Below are 21526 nucleotides of genomic sequence, written 5' to 3' on the forward strand. Positions count from 1 at the left end.
TTGTAAAAGAAGAAAGGTTGTCGAGTTGCATGAGGTTCAGCGTATTAGTCAAACATGACGATTATATTGTTTCAGACCATGTCCTTCATCAAGTGCGTACGATACCCGGCGTAACGTATCTGGATTTAATAACACGATTTTTAGCTGAGAAAGGGATATCACCCCGAAGTTTTGAAATCAAACATGTTTTATTCCGTGAACCTGTTGCGACGTCAGTCCATTTTGATAAAAAAGTCACCTTCCAGTTTACGGAACAAGAAAACGGCTGGCTTGTTGAAACAACAAGCAGGAAATGGGTCGCTGAAAAGGCGGAAGGTGAAGCGTCAGTCAACTTGCAGGCGGAAATCATAAGAAAAAATGCGATAGACGAAAAGACAATTTCAATCGAAGCATTAAAGAAAGGGGCCGTCCGGACTTCGAATGCTGAAGCCGCCTATCGTAATTTGCGCAGGGGCGGCCTAATTCATAAAGATTTTATGAAATTGGAAGGTACGGTATATGAAGGTGAAAATTATATTCTGGGAGAGGTCAGTTTAAGCGGACTTTCAAAAGAATATACAGATGACTTTTACATGCACCCCGCATTTTTGGATGGATCTCTCAGCCTGTTGGGAGTCCTTACATCAGACTTGCCGGATGAAGGAACAAATGCGTTTATCCCTATATATATTGAGACATTCCGGGCACTGCATAAAACAACCGGGTCTTGTTTTGTGTATATTGATAAAAACAGTATAACGCAGCCGCCTTCTAAAGACATTTTATATGCGGACATAGAAGTATACAGGCCTGATGGAGAGCTTGCTTTTTATTATGAGCGATTCGGTGTGAAAAGAGTCAGAAATGAAAAATCAATACAAAGGCTGGAGCATTCCCAAAAAGCTAAAGACGTCGGCAGCGTAACGAACAATAAAGAAATGATCAGAAATAATTTAATCCAAGAGATAGCCGGCATGATTGAAAAGCCTGCTGAAACGGTGAAGAATGATATTTCCTTTTACGAGATGGGCTTGGATTCTAAACAGTTATTAGACTTATCTAAAAAATTAGAACTGTTGTTAGGTTCAAAGCTGTACCCGACTTTATTATTTGATTACTCCACAATCGGTGAATTGACGGAATATCTGCAGGAGAAATACGGAGCTCGCGTTACAGACTCTATCTCTGATACAGTTCAGCACCAAGACAGTCAAAAAACATTAACAGATGAGCTGTCATCCATTATTGGAGATGTGACAAACACGCCGCCAAATAAAGCGGACAAACACCAATCTTTTTACGAACTGGGTCTTGACTCAAAACAGCTGCTTCATATATCGAAAATGCTCGAGGAAAGATTAGATACACAACTGTATCCGACATTGCTTTTTGATTATAACAATATTCATGATTTAGCAGCTTATTTAGAAGAAAAATATGATGTGCGTAATACGCCGGCCGCAGCTTTTAAAGAAAAAACGCAAACGAAAGAGCCGTCTGAAAAGCCGATGCTTGAATCTTTATATTTACAAAAAGAATGGATAGAATCGCCATTAAAGTCCGGAGAAGTGCCTAAGGAAAATACATTGATTTTCGATTTCGGCAGTTCATTGAGTGATGAAATCCGAAAGTACATCGGCAGTGAAAATGTTATTTATGCGGAAGCCGCCGCTGAATATGAAATGGTAAATGAAAAGCATTATAAATTTAATCCGGAGCAGTCTGCTCATTACACCAGACTGTTAGATGATATGAAAAAGTCCGGAGCGTTTCCGGCGTCAATCATTCATTACCTGTCAAAACAAGCTTATACTGAGGCAGCGTTAGATTTGACTCACAGCTTTTATTCAATCCTTTATTTAAGCAAAGCGTTGATCCGTCAAAAAATAAAAGATAACATCAACCTTTTGTACGTACATGACAAGGATCAATATACAAATCCGATTTACGCCGCGATTGGAGGCTTTTTTAAAACGCTTAATGCGGAGCAGCCGAATATAAAGTGTAAAACGGTTGAGATTTCTTCAAGACAAACCATTGAAAAAGCATCTTTGCTTCTCAATGAATTAAGTGCCGGACATCATGAGGCTGTGAAATATGACGGCGATCAAAAAAGGCGGGTGACAGCATACAAAGATGCTTCGCTGCAACCAGGGCAAAAGGCCGCAAAGTTTGTAAAAAACGGAGTGTATCTCATAATCGGAGGGTTAAGCGGCATCGGCTGGATTATTTCAGCGTTTATTTATGCAAATCACGGAGCCAGCGTTATCATTGCCGGACGATCGAAAATGACAGCAGAAATGGAAGAAAAATTAGACAGCATCCGATATGACGGGGCAAACATTTCTTACATCCAGGCTGACATGTCAGATAAACAGCAGGTCATCAATTTAGCGGAAAAAATTCATGCTGATTATTCCGAAATCAACGGGGTCATTTACAGTGCAGGCGTGTTAAAAGACTCTTTCATTATGAATAAAACAGACGCGGAAGCTCAGGCGGTGCTGCAATCAAAGGTCAATGGTGTGATTCATTTGGATGAAGCGCTCAGAAATATGCCTTTAGACTTTTTTGTTTTGTTTTCTTCCATCTCTTCAGAAATCGGAAGTCTGGGTCAAGCCGATTACGCCTACGCCAATCGTTTTCTGGAGCATTTTGCCGAGTGGAGGGAATGTATGAGAAAGGAGGAGGGGAGATCAGGAAAAACCATCGCTGTAAATTGGCCTTTCTGGAAAGACGGAGGCATGTCAGTTGATCCCGGCATTCAAGACATTATGAAAACCGATTACGGACTGCACCCATTAGAAAATACTGCCGGAATCAAAGCTTTTGAACACTCGCTTCTCGGCCAAGGCCACCAGCTGATCGTGTTATACGGAGAAAAAGAAAAAATACAAAATGATTTCAATCCGTTATCCGCCCGTTCAGCACCGCCTTTAGTAAGAGATTCAGCGATTGCAGCCGATTTTGATGCTTCGTCAATCGTTACGGAAGAAGAAGCTGAAAGTCCTTTCCGAATACTCGGCACAGCTTCCAATCGTCATCTCGACGATTATTTGCATTATTGGAGCAGACTGAAGAAAGGAGCCCTTCAGCACGATCAAAGCGATGCCGCAAAAAAACTCATCGCTTTTTACCAGACAGGAGAAACGGAAACCGTTCATTTTCTGGCTAACACAGAAAATGCCCGGCATATGGAAATATTGATGAGCGGCAAGGGTGAAACAATTTTACTGATTTGCGGTTTTGCTACCACTGCTTACATGTGGAAAGAACAAATGAAGGAGTGGGCAGACCAATTTAATGTAATTGTCATACACACACCGGGTTACGGGCTGAGTGAGGGGAGCGCCGATTTTACACTGAGCGGGCTGGCTCAGACTTTTATTGAAGTGCTGAACGAGATAGGGGTTGCTTGGCCGATCCACATTGCGGCAGCTTCTTGGGGAGGCATGATAGGACAGAGGATAGCCTATGAATACCCTGAAAAAGTAAAAACACTCATTCTTTCCGGAAGTTACACCGAATACGAAGAAGACCCTGAAAGCAGTGTTGAGGAAAAACTGAAAAATGATTTTATAGCTATAGGAAAATCGCATGAATATGAAAGTTTATACAGGAATCAATTCTTAAATGCTTCTATTGAACGTTTTATGAAGATACATCAACAAGAAGGCTATTCTACGATCGGCTTTTTAAAAGACATTTATACAAGAACGCTTATCCTTACGGGAGAGAAGGAAAGCGTAGTTGATCAGAAAGAAACAAAAAGGCTGAAGAAACTGCTGAGCAATGCAGAATTAAAGAAAATTAAGGGAGCGGGGCATCTTCCGAACATCACACACCCGGAAGAATTTAATAAAGCGGTGTCAGAATTCATCAAGAAATCAGTAAGTAAGGGATGAAAACGATACATACAGTACAGGGGGAGAAAACAATGAAACAAACAATAAGCAATCCGGCATTTGATATGAAACAAATTAACGCTCTTAACAGCCATTATCAGACGATGATAGACAATGGAGATCTGCAATGTGCGAGTTATATGATATCAAGAGGAGGCGAGGTTTTTGCGGCTGAGTCGTTAGGGGAATTTACCGGCGGACAAAAAGAAAAGCAAACATTTCAGCTTGATACAATCAGAGAAATCGGTTCTTTGACAAAAGTGTTTACCGCTGCAGCGGTCATGCAGCTCGTCGAAAAAGGTCTGCTCGATCTGAAAATGCCGGTCAAGCTCATTTTGCCTGCATTTGATAAACCGGGTTTCGGAGACATTAAAATTTTACACCTTTTGACTCATACAGCGGGATTAAGTTTTGAGCTGGATATTCAAAAGGCTGAAGGCATTGACTTAACGAATGAGGAAGAATGGATAAGCTATCTGGTCAGTACGCCTTTAGAGTACGGAGTGGATGAAGCATGGAACTATTCCAGAACCGGCTTTGTCATACTTGGCATCATTATTTCCAAAGTAACAGGCATGTCCTACGAACAGTATGTAACAAAGCATATTATTGAAGCGCTCGGATTAGAAAGAACGTTTTTTTATGTGCCTGATGCTTTAAAAGAAGAAGTTTGTGTGATCAATGAGCACGAGTGCGTACAGCTGGAAAAAAGTCATCACCCGTATTTTCCGAATAAAGCGACAAGCGGTCTGTACTCTTCATTGGAAGATATTTGGAAGTTAGCTGAAATGTTTAGAAATAAAGGCAGATTGAAAGATAAGAAGCTGCTTGGAAGAAAAACAGTCGAGGCCATGCTGAGAAATCAAATAAAGCCCGGTCTTCCTTTTTACTTCTTCGGAGCGCCAAGAGAGGAGGGCGGCTTTGGTTTAGGCATTAATTTGTGGCCGGCCGGTGACCATTATTTCATGACAGAAGGCACGTTCTCACATCTTGGAATGGGTTGGTGCGGCATGTTTTCTGATCCAGCCGAAGATTTTACGTATGTATTTTTCACTCCGATTTCCGAGTTTCATCCTCATGCCGTACTGACGCCGCTGAATATCGTGTGGGCGGGTATTGAATAATTAGACAAAAGCATCGTCCCGCCTGTCCGGCAGGCGGGACGATTGCTAACTGCCCGTTTTTATCCCGCGGCACCTTCTCAAAGCCCGCCCTCGAAGTTAAATAACTTAATTTACTCTTTGTAATTTTTTTTAATTATAGTACAGTAGAGCGTTTTTATAATACAGTTTAAAGTCTTTTATAGTACAGTTTGACGCAGTATGATCTTAAGTTTTATAAGCGGTTTCAAAATAAGGTTATAAATAATTGACGGCTTTGTTTAATTACTGTAAACTATGGTTGTTGATCATATTGTACTAATAAAAAATCTTTTTTTATTAGTACAGTTTAAACGTCATTATCTTTGCTTAAGCGCTATGTGAATTTCTGAATGATTAATTTTAGAATTGCAGAGCATGATAAGACTGTTTTTAATACGGATGGCTAAACGGTATCCTAACCCTGTTAAATCAAAAGAAGAGGTGGTTTAAAAAATGGCTGCAAAGACAAAAACTTCAATTGTTGATAGCAAAAAACAATTTGATGCTATTAATAAGCAGTTTGAAACGTTCCAAATTTTAAATGCTGAAGGAGAAGTCGTAAATAAAGACGCAATGCCTGATCTTTCAGATGATCAGTTAAAGGAATTAATGAGAAGAATGGTGTATATCCGCATTTTAGACCAGCGTTCAATTTCTCTTTCCCGTCAAGGACGTTTAGGTTTCTATGCACCGACAGCGGGCCAGGAAGCTTCTCAAATTGCATCACACTTCGCGCTTGAACAGGACGACTTTATCCTTCCGGGTTATCGTGACGTTCCTCAGCTGATTTGGCACGGGCTTCCTTTACATCAGGCATTCCTGTTCTCAAGAGGCCATTTTAAAGGTAATCAGATGCCTGAGGGAGTAAACGCTTTATCACCTCAAATTATTATTGGTGCTCAAATTATTCAAACCGCAGGTGTAGCTTTAGGTCTTAAAAAGCGCGGTAAAAAAGCGGTTGCTATTACTTACACTGGTGACGGCGGAGCTTCTCAAGGTGACTTCTATGAAGGAATGAACTTTGCCGGAGCATTTAAAGCGCCGGCGATCTTCGTTGTTCAGAATAACCGCTATGCGATTTCAACTCCTGTAGAAAAGCAATCATCCGCACAGACAATTGCCCAAAAAGCAGTTGCCGTCGGTATTACAGGTGTTCAAGTAGACGGAATGGACGCACTAGCCGTTTACGCTGCAACCGCAGAAGCACGCCAGCGCGCAATTAACGGTGAAGGTCCGACTCTGATTGAAACTCTTACATTCCGTTACGGACCTCATACAATGTCCGGTGACGATCCGACTAAATACCGTACGAAAGAAATAGAAAATGAATGGGAGCAAAAAGACCCGCTCGTACGTTTCCGCAAGTTCTTGGAAAACAAAGGACTATGGTCTGAAGAAGAAGAGAACAAAGTGATTGAACAGGCCAAAGAAGAAATCAAACAAGCTATCAAAAAGGCTGACGGCGAATCAAAACCGAAAGTAACAGAGCTGATTGAGAATATGTTTGAAGAGCCGACGTTCAACTTGAAAGAACAACTTGAAATTTACAAAGCGAAGGAGTCGAAGTAAGCCATGGCGCAAATGACAATGATTCAAGCGATCACTGATGCGTTACGCACAGAACTGAAAAACAATGAAAACGTTCTGCTTTTCGGGGAAGATGTAGGCGTTGCCGGAGGCGTATTCCGTGCAACTGAAGGCCTTCAAAAAGAATTCGGTGAGGACCGCGTATTTGACACGCCGCTTGCTGAATCCGGTATCGGCGGTCTCGCTCTCGGTTTAGGCCTGCAAGATTACCGTCCTGTTATGGAAATCCAGTTCTTCGGATTCGTATATGAAGTAATGGATTCAATCTCAGGACAAATGGCTCGTCTCCGCTACCGTTCCGGCGGACGCTGGACTTCTCCGGTGACAATCCGTTCTCCATTCGGCGGAGGGGTTCATACACCTGAACTTCACGCTGACAGTTTGGAAGGCCTTATCGCTCAGCAGCCGGGTATTAAAGTTGTTATCCCTTCCACTCCTTACGATGCAAAAGGACTGCTGATTGCCTCTATCAGAGACAATGATCCGGTTGTTTTCTTAGAGCATATGAAACTTTACCGTTCTTTCCGTCAGGAAGTTCCTGAAGAGGAATACACAATCGAGCTTGGCAAAGCTGATGTGAAACGCGAAGGTACTGACCTTTCTATCATCACATACGGCGCGATGGTTCATGAGTCGCTTAAGGCTGCTGAAGAGCTTGAAAAAGAAGGCGTTTCTGCTGAAGTTATCGACCTTCGCACTGTAAGTCCGCTTGATATTGATACGATTATTGCTTCTGTTGAAAAAACAGGCCGCGCAATTGTCGTGCAGGAAGCTCAAAAACAAGCCGGCATCGCTGCCAACGTTGTAGCTGAAATCAATGACCGCGCGATTCTGAGCCTGGAAGCTCCGGTTCTGCGTGTTGCGGCGCCTGATACAGTATTTCCTTTCTCGCTTGCTGAGAGCGTATGGCTTCCAAACCATAAAGACGTTCTTGAAACTGCGAAAAAAGTTCTTGAATTTTAATCAGGCATCTTAAAAGACGGTAAAGAGAGTCCTTTTCTCTTATGATGAAGGAGTCTGTTTACTAGGTTCAATGCTTGCGTATGCATAACTAAAATTTGCTTAATCAACTAGGAGGTCGAAAACTGTGGCATTTGAATTTAAACTTCCGGATATCGGGGAAGGTATCCACGAAGGCGAAATCGTAAAATGGTTTGTGAAGCCGAACGACGAGGTAGAAGAAGACGATGTTCTGGCTGAAGTGCAAAATGATAAAGCAGTGGTAGAAATTCCTTCACCTGTTAAAGGAAAAGTATTAGAATTAAAAGTTGAAGAGGGAACAGTTGCAACTGTTGGACAAACGATTATTACGTTTGACGCACCTGGTTACGAAGATCTTCAATTTAAAGGAAGCCATGATTCAGGAGAGGCGAAAACTGAGGCTCAAGTTCAGTCGTCTGCTGAAGCAGGGCAGGATATCTCTAAAGAAGAGACTCCTAAAGAGCCTGCAAAAGAAACCGGCGCAGGACAGCAGGACCAAGCGGAAGCTGATCCGAACAAACGCGTGATCGCGATGCCTTCCGTACGCAAATATGCCCGTGAAAAAGGCGTGGATATCCGTAAAGTAACAGGTTCAGGCAATAACGGACGTGTTGTAAAAGAAGATATCGACAGCTTTGCAAATGGAGGAGCGGCTCAAGAAGCGGCACCGCAAGAAACAGCTGCACCTCAGGAAACAGCTAAACCTGCAGCAGCTCAGGCTCCTGAAGGCGAATTCCCTGAAACACGCGAAAAAATGAGCGGTATCCGTAAAGCGATCGCGAAAGCAATGGTGAACTCTAAGCATACTGCACCGCACGTAACTCTTATGGATGAAGTTGACGTAACAAATCTTGTTGCTCACCGCAAACAGTTCAAACAAGTTGCTGCTGATCAAGGCATCAAGCTGACTTATCTGCCTTACGTCGTCAAAGCATTAACATCCGCTTTGAAAAAATTCCCTGTTTTAAACACATCGATTGATGATAAAACAGATGAAGTGATCCAAAAACATTACTTCAACATCGGAATTGCAGCGGATACCGAAAAAGGCCTGCTTGTGCCGGTAGTGAAAAATGCCGACCGTAAAGCCGTTTTCGAAATCTCTGATGAAATCAACAGCCTTGCTACAAAAGCGCGTGAAGGCAAGCTTGCACCTGCGGAAATGAAAGGCGCTTCTTGCACGATCACAAATATCGGTTCTGCCGGAGGCCAATGGTTCACACCGGTTATCAACCACCCAGAGGTTGCGATTCTCGGTATCGGCCGTATTGCTGAAAAAGCGATCGTCCGTGACGGTGAAATTGTAGCTGCTCCTGTCTTAGCTCTTTCTCTCAGCTTTGACCACCGTATGATTGACGGAGCAACTGCACAAAATGCGTTAAACCACATCAAGCGTTTACTGAACGATCCACAACTTATTTTAATGGAGGCGTAATGTTATGGTAGTAGGAGATTTCCCTATTGAAACAGATACTCTTGTGATTGGTGCGGGACCCGGCGGCTATGTAGCTGCCATCCGCGCTGCTCAGCTTGGACAAAAAGTAACAGTCGTTGAAAAAGCAACTCTTGGAGGCGTTTGTCTGAACGTCGGCTGTATTCCTTCAAAAGCGCTCATCAATGCAGGCCATCGTTACGAGAATGCAAAACATTCAGATGACATGGGAATCACTGCTGAGAACGTAACGGTTGACTTTACAAAAGTCCAAGAATGGAAAGCTTCTGTTGTAAATAAGCTTACCGGCGGTGTTGCAGGTCTTTTAAAAGGAAATAAAGTGGACGTTGTAAACGGGGAAGCTTATTTCGTAGACAGCAACTCTGTCCGCGTAATGGATGAGAACTCTGCGCAAACATACACATTTAAAAACGCGATCATTGCTACCGGTTCTCGTCCTATCGAATTGCCAAACTTCAAATATAGCGAACGCGTTCTGAACTCTACAGGCGCACTGGCGCTTAAAGAAATTCCGAAAAAGCTCGTTGTTATCGGCGGCGGGTATATCGGTACTGAGCTTGGAACAGCGTATGCGAACTTCGGAACTGAATTGGTTATTTTAGAAGGCGGAGATGAAATTCTTCCTGGCTTCGAAAAACAAATGAGTTCTCTCGTTACCCGCAGACTGAAGAAAAAAGGCAACGTTGAAATCCATACAGGCGCCATGGCTAAAGGCGTTGAGGAAAGACCTGACGGCGTAACAGTTACATTCGAAGTAAAAGGCGAAGAAAAAACGGTTGATGCTGATTACGTATTAATCACTGTCGGACGCCGTCCGAACACTGATGAGCTCGGCCTTGAGCAAGTTGGTATCGAAATGACTGACCGCGGTGTCATTAAAACAGACAAGCAGTGCCGCACAAACGTACCGAACATTTACGCAATCGGTGACATCATTGACGGACCTCCTTTGGCTCACAAAGCGTCTTACGAAGGTAAAATCGCTGCGGAAGCTATTTCAGGAGAGCCGGCTGAAATCGATTACCTCGGTATTCCGGCGGTTGTATTCTCTGAGCCTGAACTGGCTTCTGTCGGTTACACTGAAGCACAGGCGAAAGAAGAAGGCATTGAAGTCGTTGCAGCTAAGTTCCCGTTTGCAGCAAACGGACGTGCGCTGTCTCTTAACGAAACTGACGGCTTCATGAAGCTGATCACCCGTAAAGAAGACGGTCTTGTAATCGGTGCGCAAATTGCCGGCGCAAGCGCTTCTGACATGATTTCTGAATTGAGCCTGGCGATCGAAGGCGGAATGACTGCTGAAGATATCGCAATGACAATTCACGCTCACCCGACATTGGGCGAAATCACTATGGAAGCTGCCGAAGTAGCAATCGGAAGCCCGATCCACATCGTAAAATAATGATGTAACAAAGAAACAGCCCCCGTTTATAAAAGCGGGGGCTGTTTTTATTGTGCAAGCACATGCTGCATAGGTTTGATGATATCCTCTTTTTTCTTTACGGATCCCTCAATCTTCATGACCACATGCCGATGATTGATCACCATCAGCGCAGGGAACGTGTTGATTTCCTCTTCCCATCCCTTTCTGTTGTCATAAACCTTCATTTGATCGACATGATGGGGATATTTCTTTTCTAAATCAAGAATCGCATCGTAATAAGGAACTTCTTTATCTATATGATTTTCATCGGAAAAAAACAAGATTTGAGTGTGATGAATGCTGTCGATCCGGTTATTTTTGAATGGACTGACAGTAGAAACCGAACAGCTTGACAGAACGAACAGCATCAAAAAAAAGGGAATCACCGTACGGTAGCGCATCTATCTTACTCCTCTGTTTTATATAATATATTGGTTCATCCATTTATAAGGACTATATCAAGTGTATCACGAGAGGTGAAAAACCTAAGGCTTGTTACTGAATTGTTATATAATTGAAACCGTTTTTAATGAAGAAATAATACGTGTGACAACTTGCACAGCCGATGTGTAAAAAAGGCACATTGTTTTTCGTGAGAGCGCTGTTTTTTCGTTATACTGGGGGCAAAACCATATCAGGAGGGATTGCATGTATAAAGCCATTGCAGCCGTCATATGTATGTGCTTACTCGCCGGCTGCCAATCAAATGAAAAGCTGCAAACAAACAAACCCCATTCTCAAGCCGCGGCCAATCATGCCAAACGGGAAAACCATCATACAAAAGAGAAAAAACAGAAGGCGGAGCCCCGTTACTATATCAATTCGAAAACCTTTTCTGTGGAAAAAATGGATGAACAGAAAGAGAAAAAACCGATCGCATTGGTAACGATCGATGACGCGCCTGATCAGCATGCCGCTGAGATTGCGGACAAACTGCATGATCTCAATGCGTCAGCGATCTTTTTTGTAAACGGACATTTTTTGAAAAAAGATGAAAATAAGAAAGCGCTTAAGCATATTCATGAGTTAGGCTTTATGATCGGAAATCATACAATGACTCATCAAAACTTAAAAGATCTTTCCGAACAAAAACAACGGGAAGAAATCATTGGCGTCAATAAAGCGGTTGAAAAGGTAATAGGAGAGAAACCCGCATTTTTCAGGGCGCCTTTCGGAAGCAATACGGACTACAGTGACAGACTTATAAAAAAAGAAGGTATGGTGAAAATGAACTGGACCTTCGGGTATGATTGGGATCAGAAATATCAATCCAAAAAAGCGCTTACCGATATCACACTGAGCAGTCCTTACCTGCGGGACGGCGCCAACATATTGATGCATGACCGGAAATGGACGGCTGAAGCCATGCCGGACATTGTAAAAGGATTGCGTCATAAAGGATATACCGTGATTGACCCTCGAGCTATAAAAAGACCGTAAAAAATAAATGTGTTATACAATTTATCGGTTGACATATTAAATGTGACATAATAATATAATAACAACAAGTGAAAATTAAGCGTTTTCAAATTCTGAGAAATGGGGAATGACAGATGGGTACAATTGTTTGCCAAGACTGTAACGAAGCGATTCATTACTTTGAGGATGAGAAGGTCACGACGTTATACGGAACATGCTGCGGACAATGCCAGTGTCATCTTGAAGAAGAGTAAAAAGCGTAAAAAAGGCCCGAAACGATTTCGTTTCGGGCTTCTTTATGTTTATTGGATGGCTTTTTGCTCTTTGATGACTCTGATCATTTCAAGCGTGGCATCTTCGGGACCCTGCACAGGAAGGCCGGCGTCCAAGTTTTTAAAAATGTAGCTGATATTTTCTTCAGTAATGATCTCACCCGGAATAAAGATCGGAATTCCCGGCGGGTACACCATGACAAACTCTGCAATGATCCGTCCCGCGGATTCTGTTATCGGAATGACTTCCGTATTTGCGTAAAACGCGTCTCTTGGCGTCATCGCTAACAGAGGAATCTCAGGAAGCAGAACTTCCGCTTGCTGATGAGCATAGTCATTTGCGGAAGCCTGCTTTGAAATGTCTGTAAGCGCGCTTACAAGACGGTCGGCATCTCCTGCTCTGTCTCCGGGTGTAAAAATACATAAAATATTATACAAATCGGACAGCTCGACTTCGATATTAAATGATTCGCGGAGCCATTTTTCAACGTCATGACCCGTCAGGCCGAGGTTTTTGACCGAAATGATTAATTTAGTCGGATCATAACTGAAGGCAGCTTTAGACCCTGTGATTTCTTCGCCGACACAGCGGATGCCTTCAATTTGATTGAGACGTTCCCGTGTCTGATCCGCCAGCAGAATCGTATCTTCAAGAAGATCGCGGCCTTCTGTAGCGAGGCGTTTTCTTGCGACATCCAGTGAAGCGAGAAGCAGATAGGATGTTGACGTTGTCGTCAGCATGCTTAAAATCGACTGTACTCTTTCTTTGGAAACAAGGCCTTCTCTCACATTTAAAATGGAGCTCTGCGTCAGGGAGCCTCCCAATTTGTGCACGCTTGTGGCTGCCATATCAGCGCCCGCCTGCATGGCGGACAGAGGAAGCTTATCATGAAAATGAATATGCACGCCGTGCGCTTCATCGACAAGAACAGGCACATCGAAAGAATGCGCGAGCTTTACAATGCTGCTCAAGTCAGCTGCCACACCGAAGTATGTCGGATTGATGACAAGCAGGCCTTTTGCGTCAGGGTGTTCCGTCAAAGCCCGCTCGGCGGACTCAAGCGTAATGCCGTGAGAAATTCCGAGCTCATCGTCAATTTCCGGGTGTATAAAAATCGGCACCGCTCCGGAAAATACAATGGCCGACATAATGGATTTATGAACATTTCTCGGAATGATGATTTTATCTCCGGGTCCGCATACGGCCATGACCATCGTCATAATGGCGCCGCTCGTCCCTTGTACGGAAAAGAAGGTATGGTCTGCGCCGAATGCTTCCGCGGCCAGATCCTGGGCTTCTTTAATGATGCCCTTTGGCGCATGTAAATCATCCAGGGGTTCAATATTAATTAAATCTATACTTAACGCGTTTTCTCCGATAAATTGTCTGAATTCCGGATCCATTCCCGCGCCTTTTTTATGGCCCGGAATGTGGAATTGGACAGGCTGTCTGTCCGCGTGCTTTTTCAGTCCGCTGTACAGGGGTGTTTCATGTTGCGGCAATTGTTTTCCCACCTTTATCATAATACCTACGGATTAGTTTGTATTACATTCAGTTTTATTACCCGTTTTTTAAACGTAAAACAAATGAATTATATTATGAACTTGAAAGAAAGTAAAGAACAATTTATGATCTATGGAAGATGCTTATTTTTGAGCATGATCATAAAGGAGTGAAGACATTTGGAATATCAATATCCGATGAATGAGGACTGGACGACAGAGGAGGCCGTGGATGTCATTGCTTTTTTTCAGCAGGTGGAAAACGCCTATGAAAAAGGAGCTGACCGAGACAGACTTCTGAATGCGTACCGCCGCTTTAAAGAAATCGTTCCCGGGAAAGCGGAAGAAAAGAAAATCTGCAGCCGATTTGAAGCTGACAGCACCTATTCCCCGTATCGGACTGTGAAACAGGCGAAACAATCAGATCAAGCGATTATCAAAATGTAGACAAAAGCGAGCCGGCAATCGGCCCGCTTTTTATGTTATGAGACTTTCTGAGTCAGTGTGTATAAAAAGGAAAGCTTCCTAAAAGCATCTTCAATGGTTTGCAGGAATTCATTGTTGTTCATGTTGATCACGTCTTCTTTTTGCAGCTGAATGCCGCATAAAAGCTCTGCTTTTTTCACTGTCTGCAGGCGTTCAAATAATGTTTTCAGCTGCTCCTGATCCATGTCGGACTGCTTGTACGCACCTGGCTTCGTATGATCCGGCGACCATACAAAATGACCGGGAATCTGTTTTGTGATTTCCTCCTGCTTCGCTTCCAGCAATCTGCCGTATTCCTCTTTTATCGGAGATTCATAAATGATGGCAAACCATACAAACATATGGGTGTCCCATAAACCGATCTGAAAGTGAGGGAGTTTCTTATAGCCGCGTTTGCTGTTGGCAAAGGCAACCCAGCTGTCAGCCGGCGGGTTGACAGATCTTCTCGCGTGCTTGGCGACATGCGGGAACATTTCATCTCCTGTCAATGCTGACAATGTCGGTGCGAAATGCTCTCCTAACAAGGTCAGCTTCGGACGGACTTGTTCTTTTAACACCTCCATGCGCGGATCTAAACCTTCTATTGTAAATGTATCGAAGTCTTCTTTTGTAAAACGCATCTGAGTCATCTTTTTCCTCCTTAACGTAAGTATTCATATTTTACCACAGCCGCCGCCGGCCGCAAAAACATTGAGAACGTTTGAGCCGAGAGGAATGGTGGTAAAAAACGAATAGGTAAACACACAATTTTAAGAATGTTGTTACAGCCGAATATAAGTTTCCATACGATATAAGAAGTATCAATAATGAATTGGAAAAATGGGATGCTTTTTTAACAAATGATCTCTGGAAGGGGCGAAAGACAATGAGGCAAGTGGTGAAGGAAGGATTCAGGGAGGAAAAAAATAACCGTGTAGCTGTCTGGAGACTAGAGGTTGATTATGAATTGGCAACCCTGTATGAGGCCATGCAAAAAGAGAATGAAGATCAAATCGATCTCAGCAAAAGAAAACTGGAACGTCTCAGAAAAGAATGGATTCGGCTTAACGGATAAAGAATAGTAAAAACGAACCGCAGGAAATGGTTCGTTTTTACGTGAGAAGGCATTTTTTTCATTTTCCTTGCTTTTTCATCGCCTTTATCAGTATGCTATAGAATAAGCTATACATAGAAAAGAGGTACACGGTATGACAAATTGGACGGAAATTGATGATATCGCAAAACAATGGGTAAAAGAAGCCGGAACGAGAATCAGACAATCCATGCAGGAAAGCTTGACGATTGAAACAAAATCAAATCCGAATGATTTAGTCACAAATATTGATAAAGAGACGGAGCGCTTTTTCATTGACCGTATACAAGGAACTTTTCCCGGACACCGGATTCTCGGAGAAGAAGGGCAGGGGGATAAACTCCGCTCCCTTGACGGAATCGTCTGGATCATTGATCCGATTGACGGGACGATGAATTTTGTCCATCAAAAGCGGCATTTCGCGATCTCCATCGGCATCTTTGAAGACGGAAAAGGCAAAATCGGCTTAATTTATGATGTGATGCAGGACGAACTGTATCACGCATTCAGCGGAAAAGGGGCTTATCTGAATGATACGCCGCTTGCTCCTTTAAAAGAAGCTTCCATTGAAGAAGCCATTATTGCAATCAATGCCACATGGGTGACGGAAAACAGAAGGATTGACCCGAGTATTTTGGCGCCGCTTGTAAAACGGGTCAGAGGAACGCGTTCCTACGGTTCGGCGGCACTTGAGCTGGCCGGTGTTGCGGCCGGCCGCATTGACGCATACATTACGATGAGGCTCGCGCCGTGGGATTACGCTGCCGGCTGCGTGCTGCTGAACGAAGTCGGGGGCATTTACACGACCACAGACGGCGAACCGTTCACGTTTTTAGACAACCACAGCGTGCTTGCGGGCAATCCGGCTATACATAAAATTATCTTTGACGACTATTTACATGCTGACAGGTAGAGATTTTGAAGAAGAAGATCTCGGGTTTCTGGAGCAGCTGGCGGCATCACACCCGGTGTGGAAAAACGAAGAGTTCGGAACAAAAAATGCGGCGGAGTTTATGCTTGCATACTCCATGTACAATGGAACGTGGCTCGTATGGGAGATTGACGGCGCTCCTGCCGCCGTCAGTTTTCATTTGGAATGGGCGCCTTCAAACGGAAAACCGTGGCTCGGAACCGTGGCCGTCGCTCCGGAGGCAAAAGAGAAAGGAATCGGTCGCGCGGTCATTGAAGAGATTGCGGGCCGGCTGAGAGGAGAGCATAAAGCGATGTTTTCAGCCGTTCCCCTGGACAGGCAGGAATGGGTTTTGTTTTTAAGCCAATGCGGCTTTGAACAGCTTAAGCTTGAAAAAGACGATCGGGAAAAGACATATATGATCATGGTGAAGCCATTGTGAAATGTTCAGATATAAAAAAGAGACCGGATTTCTCCGGTCTCTTTTCTTGTTTACAAGCCGACCGCATTCCAGGCCGCTTCTACGCTTGCAGCGTCTTGAGAGCCGTAAAGGTCCCGCGCTGATTGAATCAAAGCTGCTTTTGCATCTTTAAAGCTTGATGACGGAGTGAGATATACCGTCAGTGCGCGATAGTAAATCTGCTCCGCTTTTTTCACTCCGATTTTTGTAATCGTGTTGTAAGCGGCTTTGTTCGGAATTCCGCTGTTTGTATGCACGCCGCCGTAGTCGCCGGCATCAGTGTTCGGAAGGTTTTGATAATTTTTGTAATGGTCGGGCTGTCCGTATTTTGTCGGATTGGATAAGCTGCGGAGAGCCGGCTGGCTGACCGTAATATCCTCACCGATATCCCAGTCCTCAGTATCGGTGAAGTACCCGAATACATCGGAGAAGGATTCGTTTAAAGCGCCCGGCTGATTTTCATAGTTCAGGTTGGCTGTTTCCTGTGTAACGCCGTGTGTCATTTCATGGGCCGTTACGTCCATTGAACCGGAAAGAGGCGAGAAGAATGAGCCATCACCGTCACCGTAAATCATTTGGTCGCCGATCCAGGCCGCGTTATTGTATCTGCTGCCGTAATGAACGGAAGATACGATTTTGCCGCCTCTATTGTCGTAGCTGTTGCGTTTAAACGTCTGATAGAAATAATCATACACTTTGCCGAGATTGTAATGCGCATCAACCGCAGCGCGCTGAGAAGAAGTTGTGAACTGGTTTGTAGTGCTTGATACGAGCGTGCCCGGCAGGTTATATTGTCGGTTTTGCAGATCGTACGTAATAATTTGTGTTCCGGTAGGCTTCGAAAGATCACGCATTACATATTTGCCGTTTTCAGAAGAAATATTTAATGAGACCGTTTTTCCTTTAAGAGTCGTACCTGTTCCGGTTGCAGCGGCATGCTCCACTTTGTTTTGCTTTTTCAGGACTTTCCCTGTTTCCGCATCAACGGTTACTTCCCAGTTAGCTGGTTCCGGTTCGATGTAGCGGATGGTTACATCATAGGCGAGTCGGTATTTACCGTCTTTTGTGGCCGCTGCTTTCAGCTCGGCTTTGTTTTTGTTTGCAACGTTGCCGTTAGAGACGGCTTCAGGTGATTTGCCGATTGCTTTAAAAGCATGATCCAGCGCCTGATTTGCAGATAATTTTTTGCTGTTTGCCGTTTTGGCAGAAGCATCGTTGTTTAATTCACCGTTAATCGCATAGACATTGTTGGATTTATCGACGTGAATAATGACTTGCGAGTCTTTCACAGGCACACCGTTAACGACAGGCACATAACGGAAGTGCTTGTAGCCGAGATCATCGGTCGTGTGGTCAATCAGCTTCAGTCTCTCAGAAGGGTTGCCTTTGAAGACTTTGCCGTTTTGTTTCAAGTATTGCTTGATTGCTTTGTCACTGACTGAAGGCAATTCAGATTGCACCAAAGAATGCTTCGGCACAAAGTTCGTCAGGTTTTCTTTAAGCTGAGGATTCTCAGCTGCCTGAACACCCGGAAGACTGATGGTTAAACTCATAAAGGAAGCGGCGACAGCAACAGACAATTTCTTACCTAAACCCACAATAAATCCCCCTTTTTGAAAATAATGAAAACTTATATTGTTATAATAAACCAGCATTCTCTCATTCTGCAATATAAAACTAGACTTCGCTGATGAATTGATAGAATCGTCCCGTAAAGGCTTCAGGCGGGCAGCGTCAGGGGATAAGCCGAGAGGCACGTGTTGAATCAAACATGAGTCGAATGATGCGATTTATTCTGAAAAAAATGACAAATGAAGTCGGGAGAAATGATAGAGGAAAAATGTTCCGATCTGTAAAACTTTTTTTATAGCCGTTTGTCTAAACAGGTGAGGCCTTAATAAACGAAAAGGATTGTTTCAGATGTCAGAGATTTTCAGTCATTTTATTCAGCATTTCGACAGATATTTCATTTTAAGCAGACAGAGCGTGTTGATCATTCAGTGGTCAGCCGTCTGCCTTGCTGTTTTATACGCGCTGACTTTTCATTCGAAAATCAGTCGTGAGAGAGTTTGGTTTTATTCAGGAATTCTGCTCAGGGCCGTATTATTGGCGGGCATAACAGTTGAATTGGTTCATCAGGTGCAGAGTACTCGCTTTAGCGCGCACTATTTGATATCGGAAGAAAGAGAGCTTCTTCCGATCGTTCATCTCTTAATATATGGGTATGTGCTGCTCACCGCGTTTCACTATATGCTCATGCCGCAGAAGCAGAGGGGAAAGGGCATATTTTATACCTTTGATCTCACTGTGGTGACACTGCCCGTCATTCAGCTGATCTTCAGTTTTTTCGCTTTCTGGAATAACAGTCCCGATGCGATGGCGGGGGAGGATATAGTTTCGATGCTATGTTTTATTACGGTTGTTTTACTACTTCTGATTTCTATGAATGTTTTATTCTTTAAAATGTATTGGAAACCGAGACCCGTTTTTATCGGCGTGTTTTATGCCGGGGTCATCGGGCTGTTGGTGTGGGTGCTCGCTGCGCCCTCGGCAGGTGTAACAAAAGATTACGGCAGACTTCTCCCATTTACGGTGTATTTAACGATGGTCGGTTTTCTGATGACCCATCATTTATTTCATCGGTCAGACAGGATCAGACAGCGGACGAGAAGCTTTCTTGCGGCGGCAACGGCCGCTGGTTTTATTGTCTTTTTGAACCCGGTATACAATGCGGGCGATGCAGCTTTTGCGGTTTCAAAGCCGATAGCTGAAGATTCTGTTGATAATGTGGGTGAACATATCACTTCAGACCAAGCGGAACGGATCCTTACGTCATTTTTTCCGGCTGAGAATCCGATTTATTTAACAGAGACCAATCAGGACCTCCATTACTTTTACCGTTTTAAAACGGAAGATTATGAAGCGGAAGTGGACGAGGTTTCCCGATTGATTACAAATTATCAATATCTTAAAAAACCGGAAGGCCGCACTTTTACAGAAGAGGAATACCGGAAAAAGTCGCTGGATTTCTTGTCGGCGCACGGCCGAAAAATAAAAACACAAGGCATTCAGACAACAGTGAAAAAAGAAGACGGACAGTTTGTCGTGGAGATTGCGCCGAAAAGACAAGGGACGAAACACGAAAATTCAGGCACAGTATTTTACTGGGAAAAAGACACCATTATGGGTTTTTCAGAAGATCCGTCTATTTATCAGCTTGAGTCACTGCCGCAGGTGCATATGACGGAAAAAGACATAGTGAAAGCATCAAAAGCCGCCTTTCGTACGCTGCAAATGCCTGATCAGACATTTGAAATCACAAATACAGATATAAACAGCCTGATCGGCAGCAGTTTGACCGTAACTGCGACTAACGGAACAGAGCTGATATTTGATGCAGCATCCGGACGTCTTATGAAAATCAGAGTCTCACCTGACAGCACCGTTTTAACAAAAACAGAACTTCAGAAGAAGCTCTTTTCATTGCTGCTGGGCGCGGATACTTCAAAACTTAGACAAATTGACAAATCGGAAGGCACTCTCGTTTTTGAAAACTCTGAAGGCACATTCGTTACGCTCCGGAATGAAGAAGGCATGAAAGAGGTCTCATTCTACGGACAGGTAAGCGCCAAAACATTCCCGCATACATACAGAGACGGGGAAACAGCCTTCAAAAGAGTGGCGGGGGCATATAACGGCATCATTTACAAAAAGCGGGTGAAGCCTGTCATAGCGGTGAAAGCCGGCGTAACATATAACGCATGGCTCGTCATTATTCAGCCGTTCGGTTCAAACCGTCATGACGTATATGTAGTGAACGCGGATACTTACGAGGCGGTGAACCTTTATGAACAATAAAGAAAAAAAGGCTGTCTTCTTCGATTTATACGACCTTTATAAAGAAGGAGAACTTGAAGGCGGCACGCTCCAGTGGATGAAAGAACATGAGCATTTATTCGGAGCAGAGGCGGAAAACAGAAAACGGCAGAATGAACATGGCTTGAATGCGCCGTCCGGCGATATCCGCCAGATTAAATACATGAAATGCCTGACGTATGGATTGTACGGATTCTTTATTGTGCTCTCAATCTGGATGACAGTGTGGTTTTACTTTTAAATGAAAAACAAGATGTCAATTGAACAGCTGTATCGTGAACATTATCAAGATATTATGTATTACCTTTACAGACGCACACAACATGCTGAAACCGCTAAAGACCTCGCTCAGGATACATTTATGAAAGCATTTAACGGGCTTGATTCATTTAAGGGCCACTCGTCTATCAGAACGTGGCTCTATGCAATTGCCCATCATACCTTCATCAATTGGTACAGACGTGATAGAAAATATCAATTTTCAGATATCACTCTGAATGAAGGGCTTCAGCAAACAACATATGAACTGCCGGAGAATTACGTCGCCCGGACAGACACTCAGAATGCGCTGACCGGGCAGATTCAGCGTCTGAAAAGCGATCAGCAGACCGTTTTAATTTTGAGGGAATTTCAAGAGCTGTCTTACGAAGAGATTGCTGATGTTTTGGACTGGAGTCTTTCGAAGGTGAAGAGCACTCTGTACAGGGCGAGAATGCAGCTGAAACAGCACTTGGCGGAAAAAAGGAAGGACGGACAGATATGACTTGCTGTTTAGTGAGAGATTTACTCCCTTTATATATTGAAGGCGATTGTGAAACAGAAACGGAGCGGTTTATTTCCCGCCACTTTGAATCATGCGGTAAGTGCGAAAGTTTATATCATATGATGAAGGAGCCGCTTGACCTCGGCAGCCCCGAGATGAAGGAGCCCGCCTGTTATGCAGAAGAAGAAAGGCGGTTTAAGGAACGGTATTACGGGAAGCTGCTGATAAAAGCAGCCTGTTTGTTCGGCGCTGTTTTCTTTATCATGCTGATCTTTAAACTGCTGATTTAAAAAAACGC

20 protein-coding genes are annotated in these 21526 nt (G+C 43.8%); 16 read left to right on the forward strand and 4 right to left on the reverse strand.

The features are described 5' to 3' along the window. Window positions 1-29: 29 nt before the first annotated feature. The 6 genes from HAP68_RS07030 (at window position 30) to lpdA (ending at window position 10446) form a co-directional block, all read left to right on the forward strand. Window positions 30-3884 (forward strand): alpha/beta fold hydrolase, encoded by a 3855-nt coding sequence (locus HAP68_RS07030; protein ID WP_024085260.1) that lies wholly within the window; start codon window positions 30-32, stop codon window positions 3882-3884. Window positions 3885-3916: 32 nt separating this feature from the next. Beyond that, window positions 3917-5008, forward strand: coding sequence for a serine hydrolase domain-containing protein (locus tag HAP68_RS07035; protein WP_024085261.1), 1092 nt, complete (start codon window positions 3917-3919; stop codon window positions 5006-5008). Window positions 5009-5479: 471 nt separating this feature from the next. Then, on the forward strand, window positions 5480-6595 hold the full coding sequence (gene pdhA, locus HAP68_RS07040) for a pyruvate dehydrogenase (acetyl-transferring) E1 component subunit alpha (RefSeq protein WP_003154530.1): 1116 nt from the start codon (window positions 5480-5482) through the stop codon (window positions 6593-6595). A gap of 3 nt (window positions 6596-6598) precedes the next feature. After that, window positions 6599-7576, forward strand: coding sequence for a pyruvate dehydrogenase complex E1 component subunit beta (gene pdhB / locus HAP68_RS07045; protein WP_003154528.1), 978 nt, complete (start codon window positions 6599-6601; stop codon window positions 7574-7576). A gap of 124 nt (window positions 7577-7700) precedes the next feature. Next, window positions 7701-9029: a pyruvate dehydrogenase complex dihydrolipoyllysine-residue acetyltransferase gene (pdhC, locus tag HAP68_RS07050; RefSeq protein ID WP_003154526.1), complete on the forward strand. Its 1329-nt coding sequence runs from the start codon at window positions 7701-7703 to the stop codon at window positions 9027-9029. A 4-nt stretch (window positions 9030-9033) separates the two neighbouring features. Further along, window positions 9034-10446, forward strand: a complete 1413-nt coding sequence (lpdA, locus tag HAP68_RS07055; protein WP_003154524.1) for a dihydrolipoyl dehydrogenase — start codon at window positions 9034-9036, stop codon at window positions 10444-10446. Between the two features lie 47 nt (window positions 10447-10493). Here the strand turns inward: lpdA and HAP68_RS07060 are convergent, their stop codons facing one another. Beyond that, complete coding sequence (locus HAP68_RS07060; RefSeq protein ID WP_003154522.1) at window positions 10494-10868, reverse strand: hypothetical protein; 375 nt, start codon at window positions 10866-10868, stop codon at window positions 10494-10496. 247 nt (window positions 10869-11115) lie between these two features. Between HAP68_RS07060 and HAP68_RS07065 the strand changes: the two genes are divergently transcribed. After that, window positions 11116-11907, forward strand: coding sequence for a polysaccharide deacetylase family protein (locus HAP68_RS07065; RefSeq protein ID WP_024085262.1), 792 nt, complete (start codon window positions 11116-11118; stop codon window positions 11905-11907). A 113-nt stretch (window positions 11908-12020) separates the two neighbouring features. After that, window positions 12021-12140, forward strand: coding sequence for a GapA-binding peptide SR1P (locus HAP68_RS07070; RefSeq protein WP_003154518.1), 120 nt, complete (start codon window positions 12021-12023; stop codon window positions 12138-12140). Window positions 12141-12188: 48 nt separating this feature from the next. Here the strand turns inward: HAP68_RS07070 and HAP68_RS07075 are convergent, their stop codons facing one another. After that, on the reverse strand, window positions 12189-13661 hold the full coding sequence (locus HAP68_RS07075) for an aminotransferase class I/II-fold pyridoxal phosphate-dependent enzyme (RefSeq protein ID WP_024085263.1): 1473 nt from the start codon (window positions 13659-13661) through the stop codon (window positions 12189-12191). A 180-nt stretch (window positions 13662-13841) separates the two neighbouring features. Between HAP68_RS07075 and HAP68_RS07080 the strand changes: the two genes are divergently transcribed. Next, window positions 13842-14108, forward strand: a complete 267-nt coding sequence (locus tag HAP68_RS07080; RefSeq protein ID WP_003154515.1) for a UPF0223 family protein — start codon at window positions 13842-13844, stop codon at window positions 14106-14108. Between the two features lie 35 nt (window positions 14109-14143). Here HAP68_RS07080 and HAP68_RS07085 read toward each other — a convergent pair whose 3' ends face one another. After that, window positions 14144-14776, reverse strand: coding sequence for a DUF1054 domain-containing protein (locus HAP68_RS07085; protein ID WP_014470447.1), 633 nt, complete (start codon window positions 14774-14776; stop codon window positions 14144-14146). Between the two features lie 236 nt (window positions 14777-15012). Here HAP68_RS07085 and HAP68_RS07090 point away from each other — a divergent pair, with 236 nt between their 5' ends. The 3 genes from HAP68_RS07090 to HAP68_RS07100 all read left to right on the forward strand — a co-directional run bounded on the left by HAP68_RS07090 (window position 15013) and on the right by HAP68_RS07100 (window position 16571). Further along, the gene (locus HAP68_RS07090; RefSeq protein ID WP_003154513.1) at window positions 15013-15201 is read left to right on the forward strand and encodes a hypothetical protein; all 189 of its coding nucleotides are present in this window, start codon (window positions 15013-15015) and stop codon (window positions 15199-15201) included. Window positions 15202-15334: 133 nt separating this feature from the next. Beyond that, window positions 15335-16132 carry an inositol-1-monophosphatase gene (gene suhB / locus HAP68_RS07095; protein WP_003154512.1) on the forward strand — a complete coding sequence of 266 codons (798 nt, stop codon included), beginning with the start codon at window positions 15335-15337 and terminating at the stop codon, window positions 16130-16132. Beyond that, on the forward strand, window positions 16119-16571 hold the full coding sequence (locus HAP68_RS07100; protein WP_003154511.1) for a GNAT family N-acetyltransferase: 453 nt from the start codon (window positions 16119-16121) through the stop codon (window positions 16569-16571). Before suhB ends, HAP68_RS07100 begins: the two co-directional genes overlap by 14 nt. 50 nt (window positions 16572-16621) lie before the next feature. Here the strand turns inward: HAP68_RS07100 and HAP68_RS07105 are convergent, their stop codons facing one another. Next, window positions 16622-18187, reverse strand: coding sequence for a M4 family metallopeptidase (locus HAP68_RS07105; RefSeq protein WP_003154510.1), 1566 nt, complete (start codon window positions 18185-18187; stop codon window positions 16622-16624). 322 nt (window positions 18188-18509) lie between these two features. Here HAP68_RS07105 and HAP68_RS07110 point away from each other — a divergent pair, with 322 nt between their 5' ends. The 4 genes from HAP68_RS07110 to HAP68_RS07125 are packed head-to-tail and all read left to right on the forward strand — an operon-like array spanning window position 18510 to window position 21518. Next, complete coding sequence (locus tag HAP68_RS07110) at window positions 18510-20447, forward strand: hypothetical protein (protein ID WP_024085265.1); 1938 nt, start codon at window positions 18510-18512, stop codon at window positions 20445-20447. Next, window positions 20437-20706 carry a hypothetical protein gene (locus tag HAP68_RS07115; protein ID WP_024085266.1) on the forward strand — a complete coding sequence of 90 codons (270 nt, stop codon included), beginning with the start codon at window positions 20437-20439 and terminating at the stop codon, window positions 20704-20706. The genes HAP68_RS07110 and HAP68_RS07115 overlap by 11 nt, the downstream gene beginning before the upstream one ends. After that, complete coding sequence (locus tag HAP68_RS07120; protein WP_024085267.1) at window positions 20707-21228, forward strand: sigma-70 family RNA polymerase sigma factor; 522 nt, start codon at window positions 20707-20709, stop codon at window positions 21226-21228. It abuts the gene before it with no gap. Next, on the forward strand, window positions 21225-21518 hold the full coding sequence (locus HAP68_RS07125) for a zf-HC2 domain-containing protein (RefSeq protein WP_024085268.1): 294 nt from the start codon (window positions 21225-21227) through the stop codon (window positions 21516-21518). The genes HAP68_RS07120 and HAP68_RS07125 overlap by 4 nt, the downstream gene beginning before the upstream one ends. Window positions 21519-21526 lie beyond the last annotated feature (8 nt).

This window comes from Bacillus sp. Bvel1, assembly GCF_014872755.1.
GTDB classification, from domain to species: domain Bacteria; phylum Bacillota; class Bacilli; order Bacillales; family Bacillaceae; genus Bacillus; species Bacillus velezensis.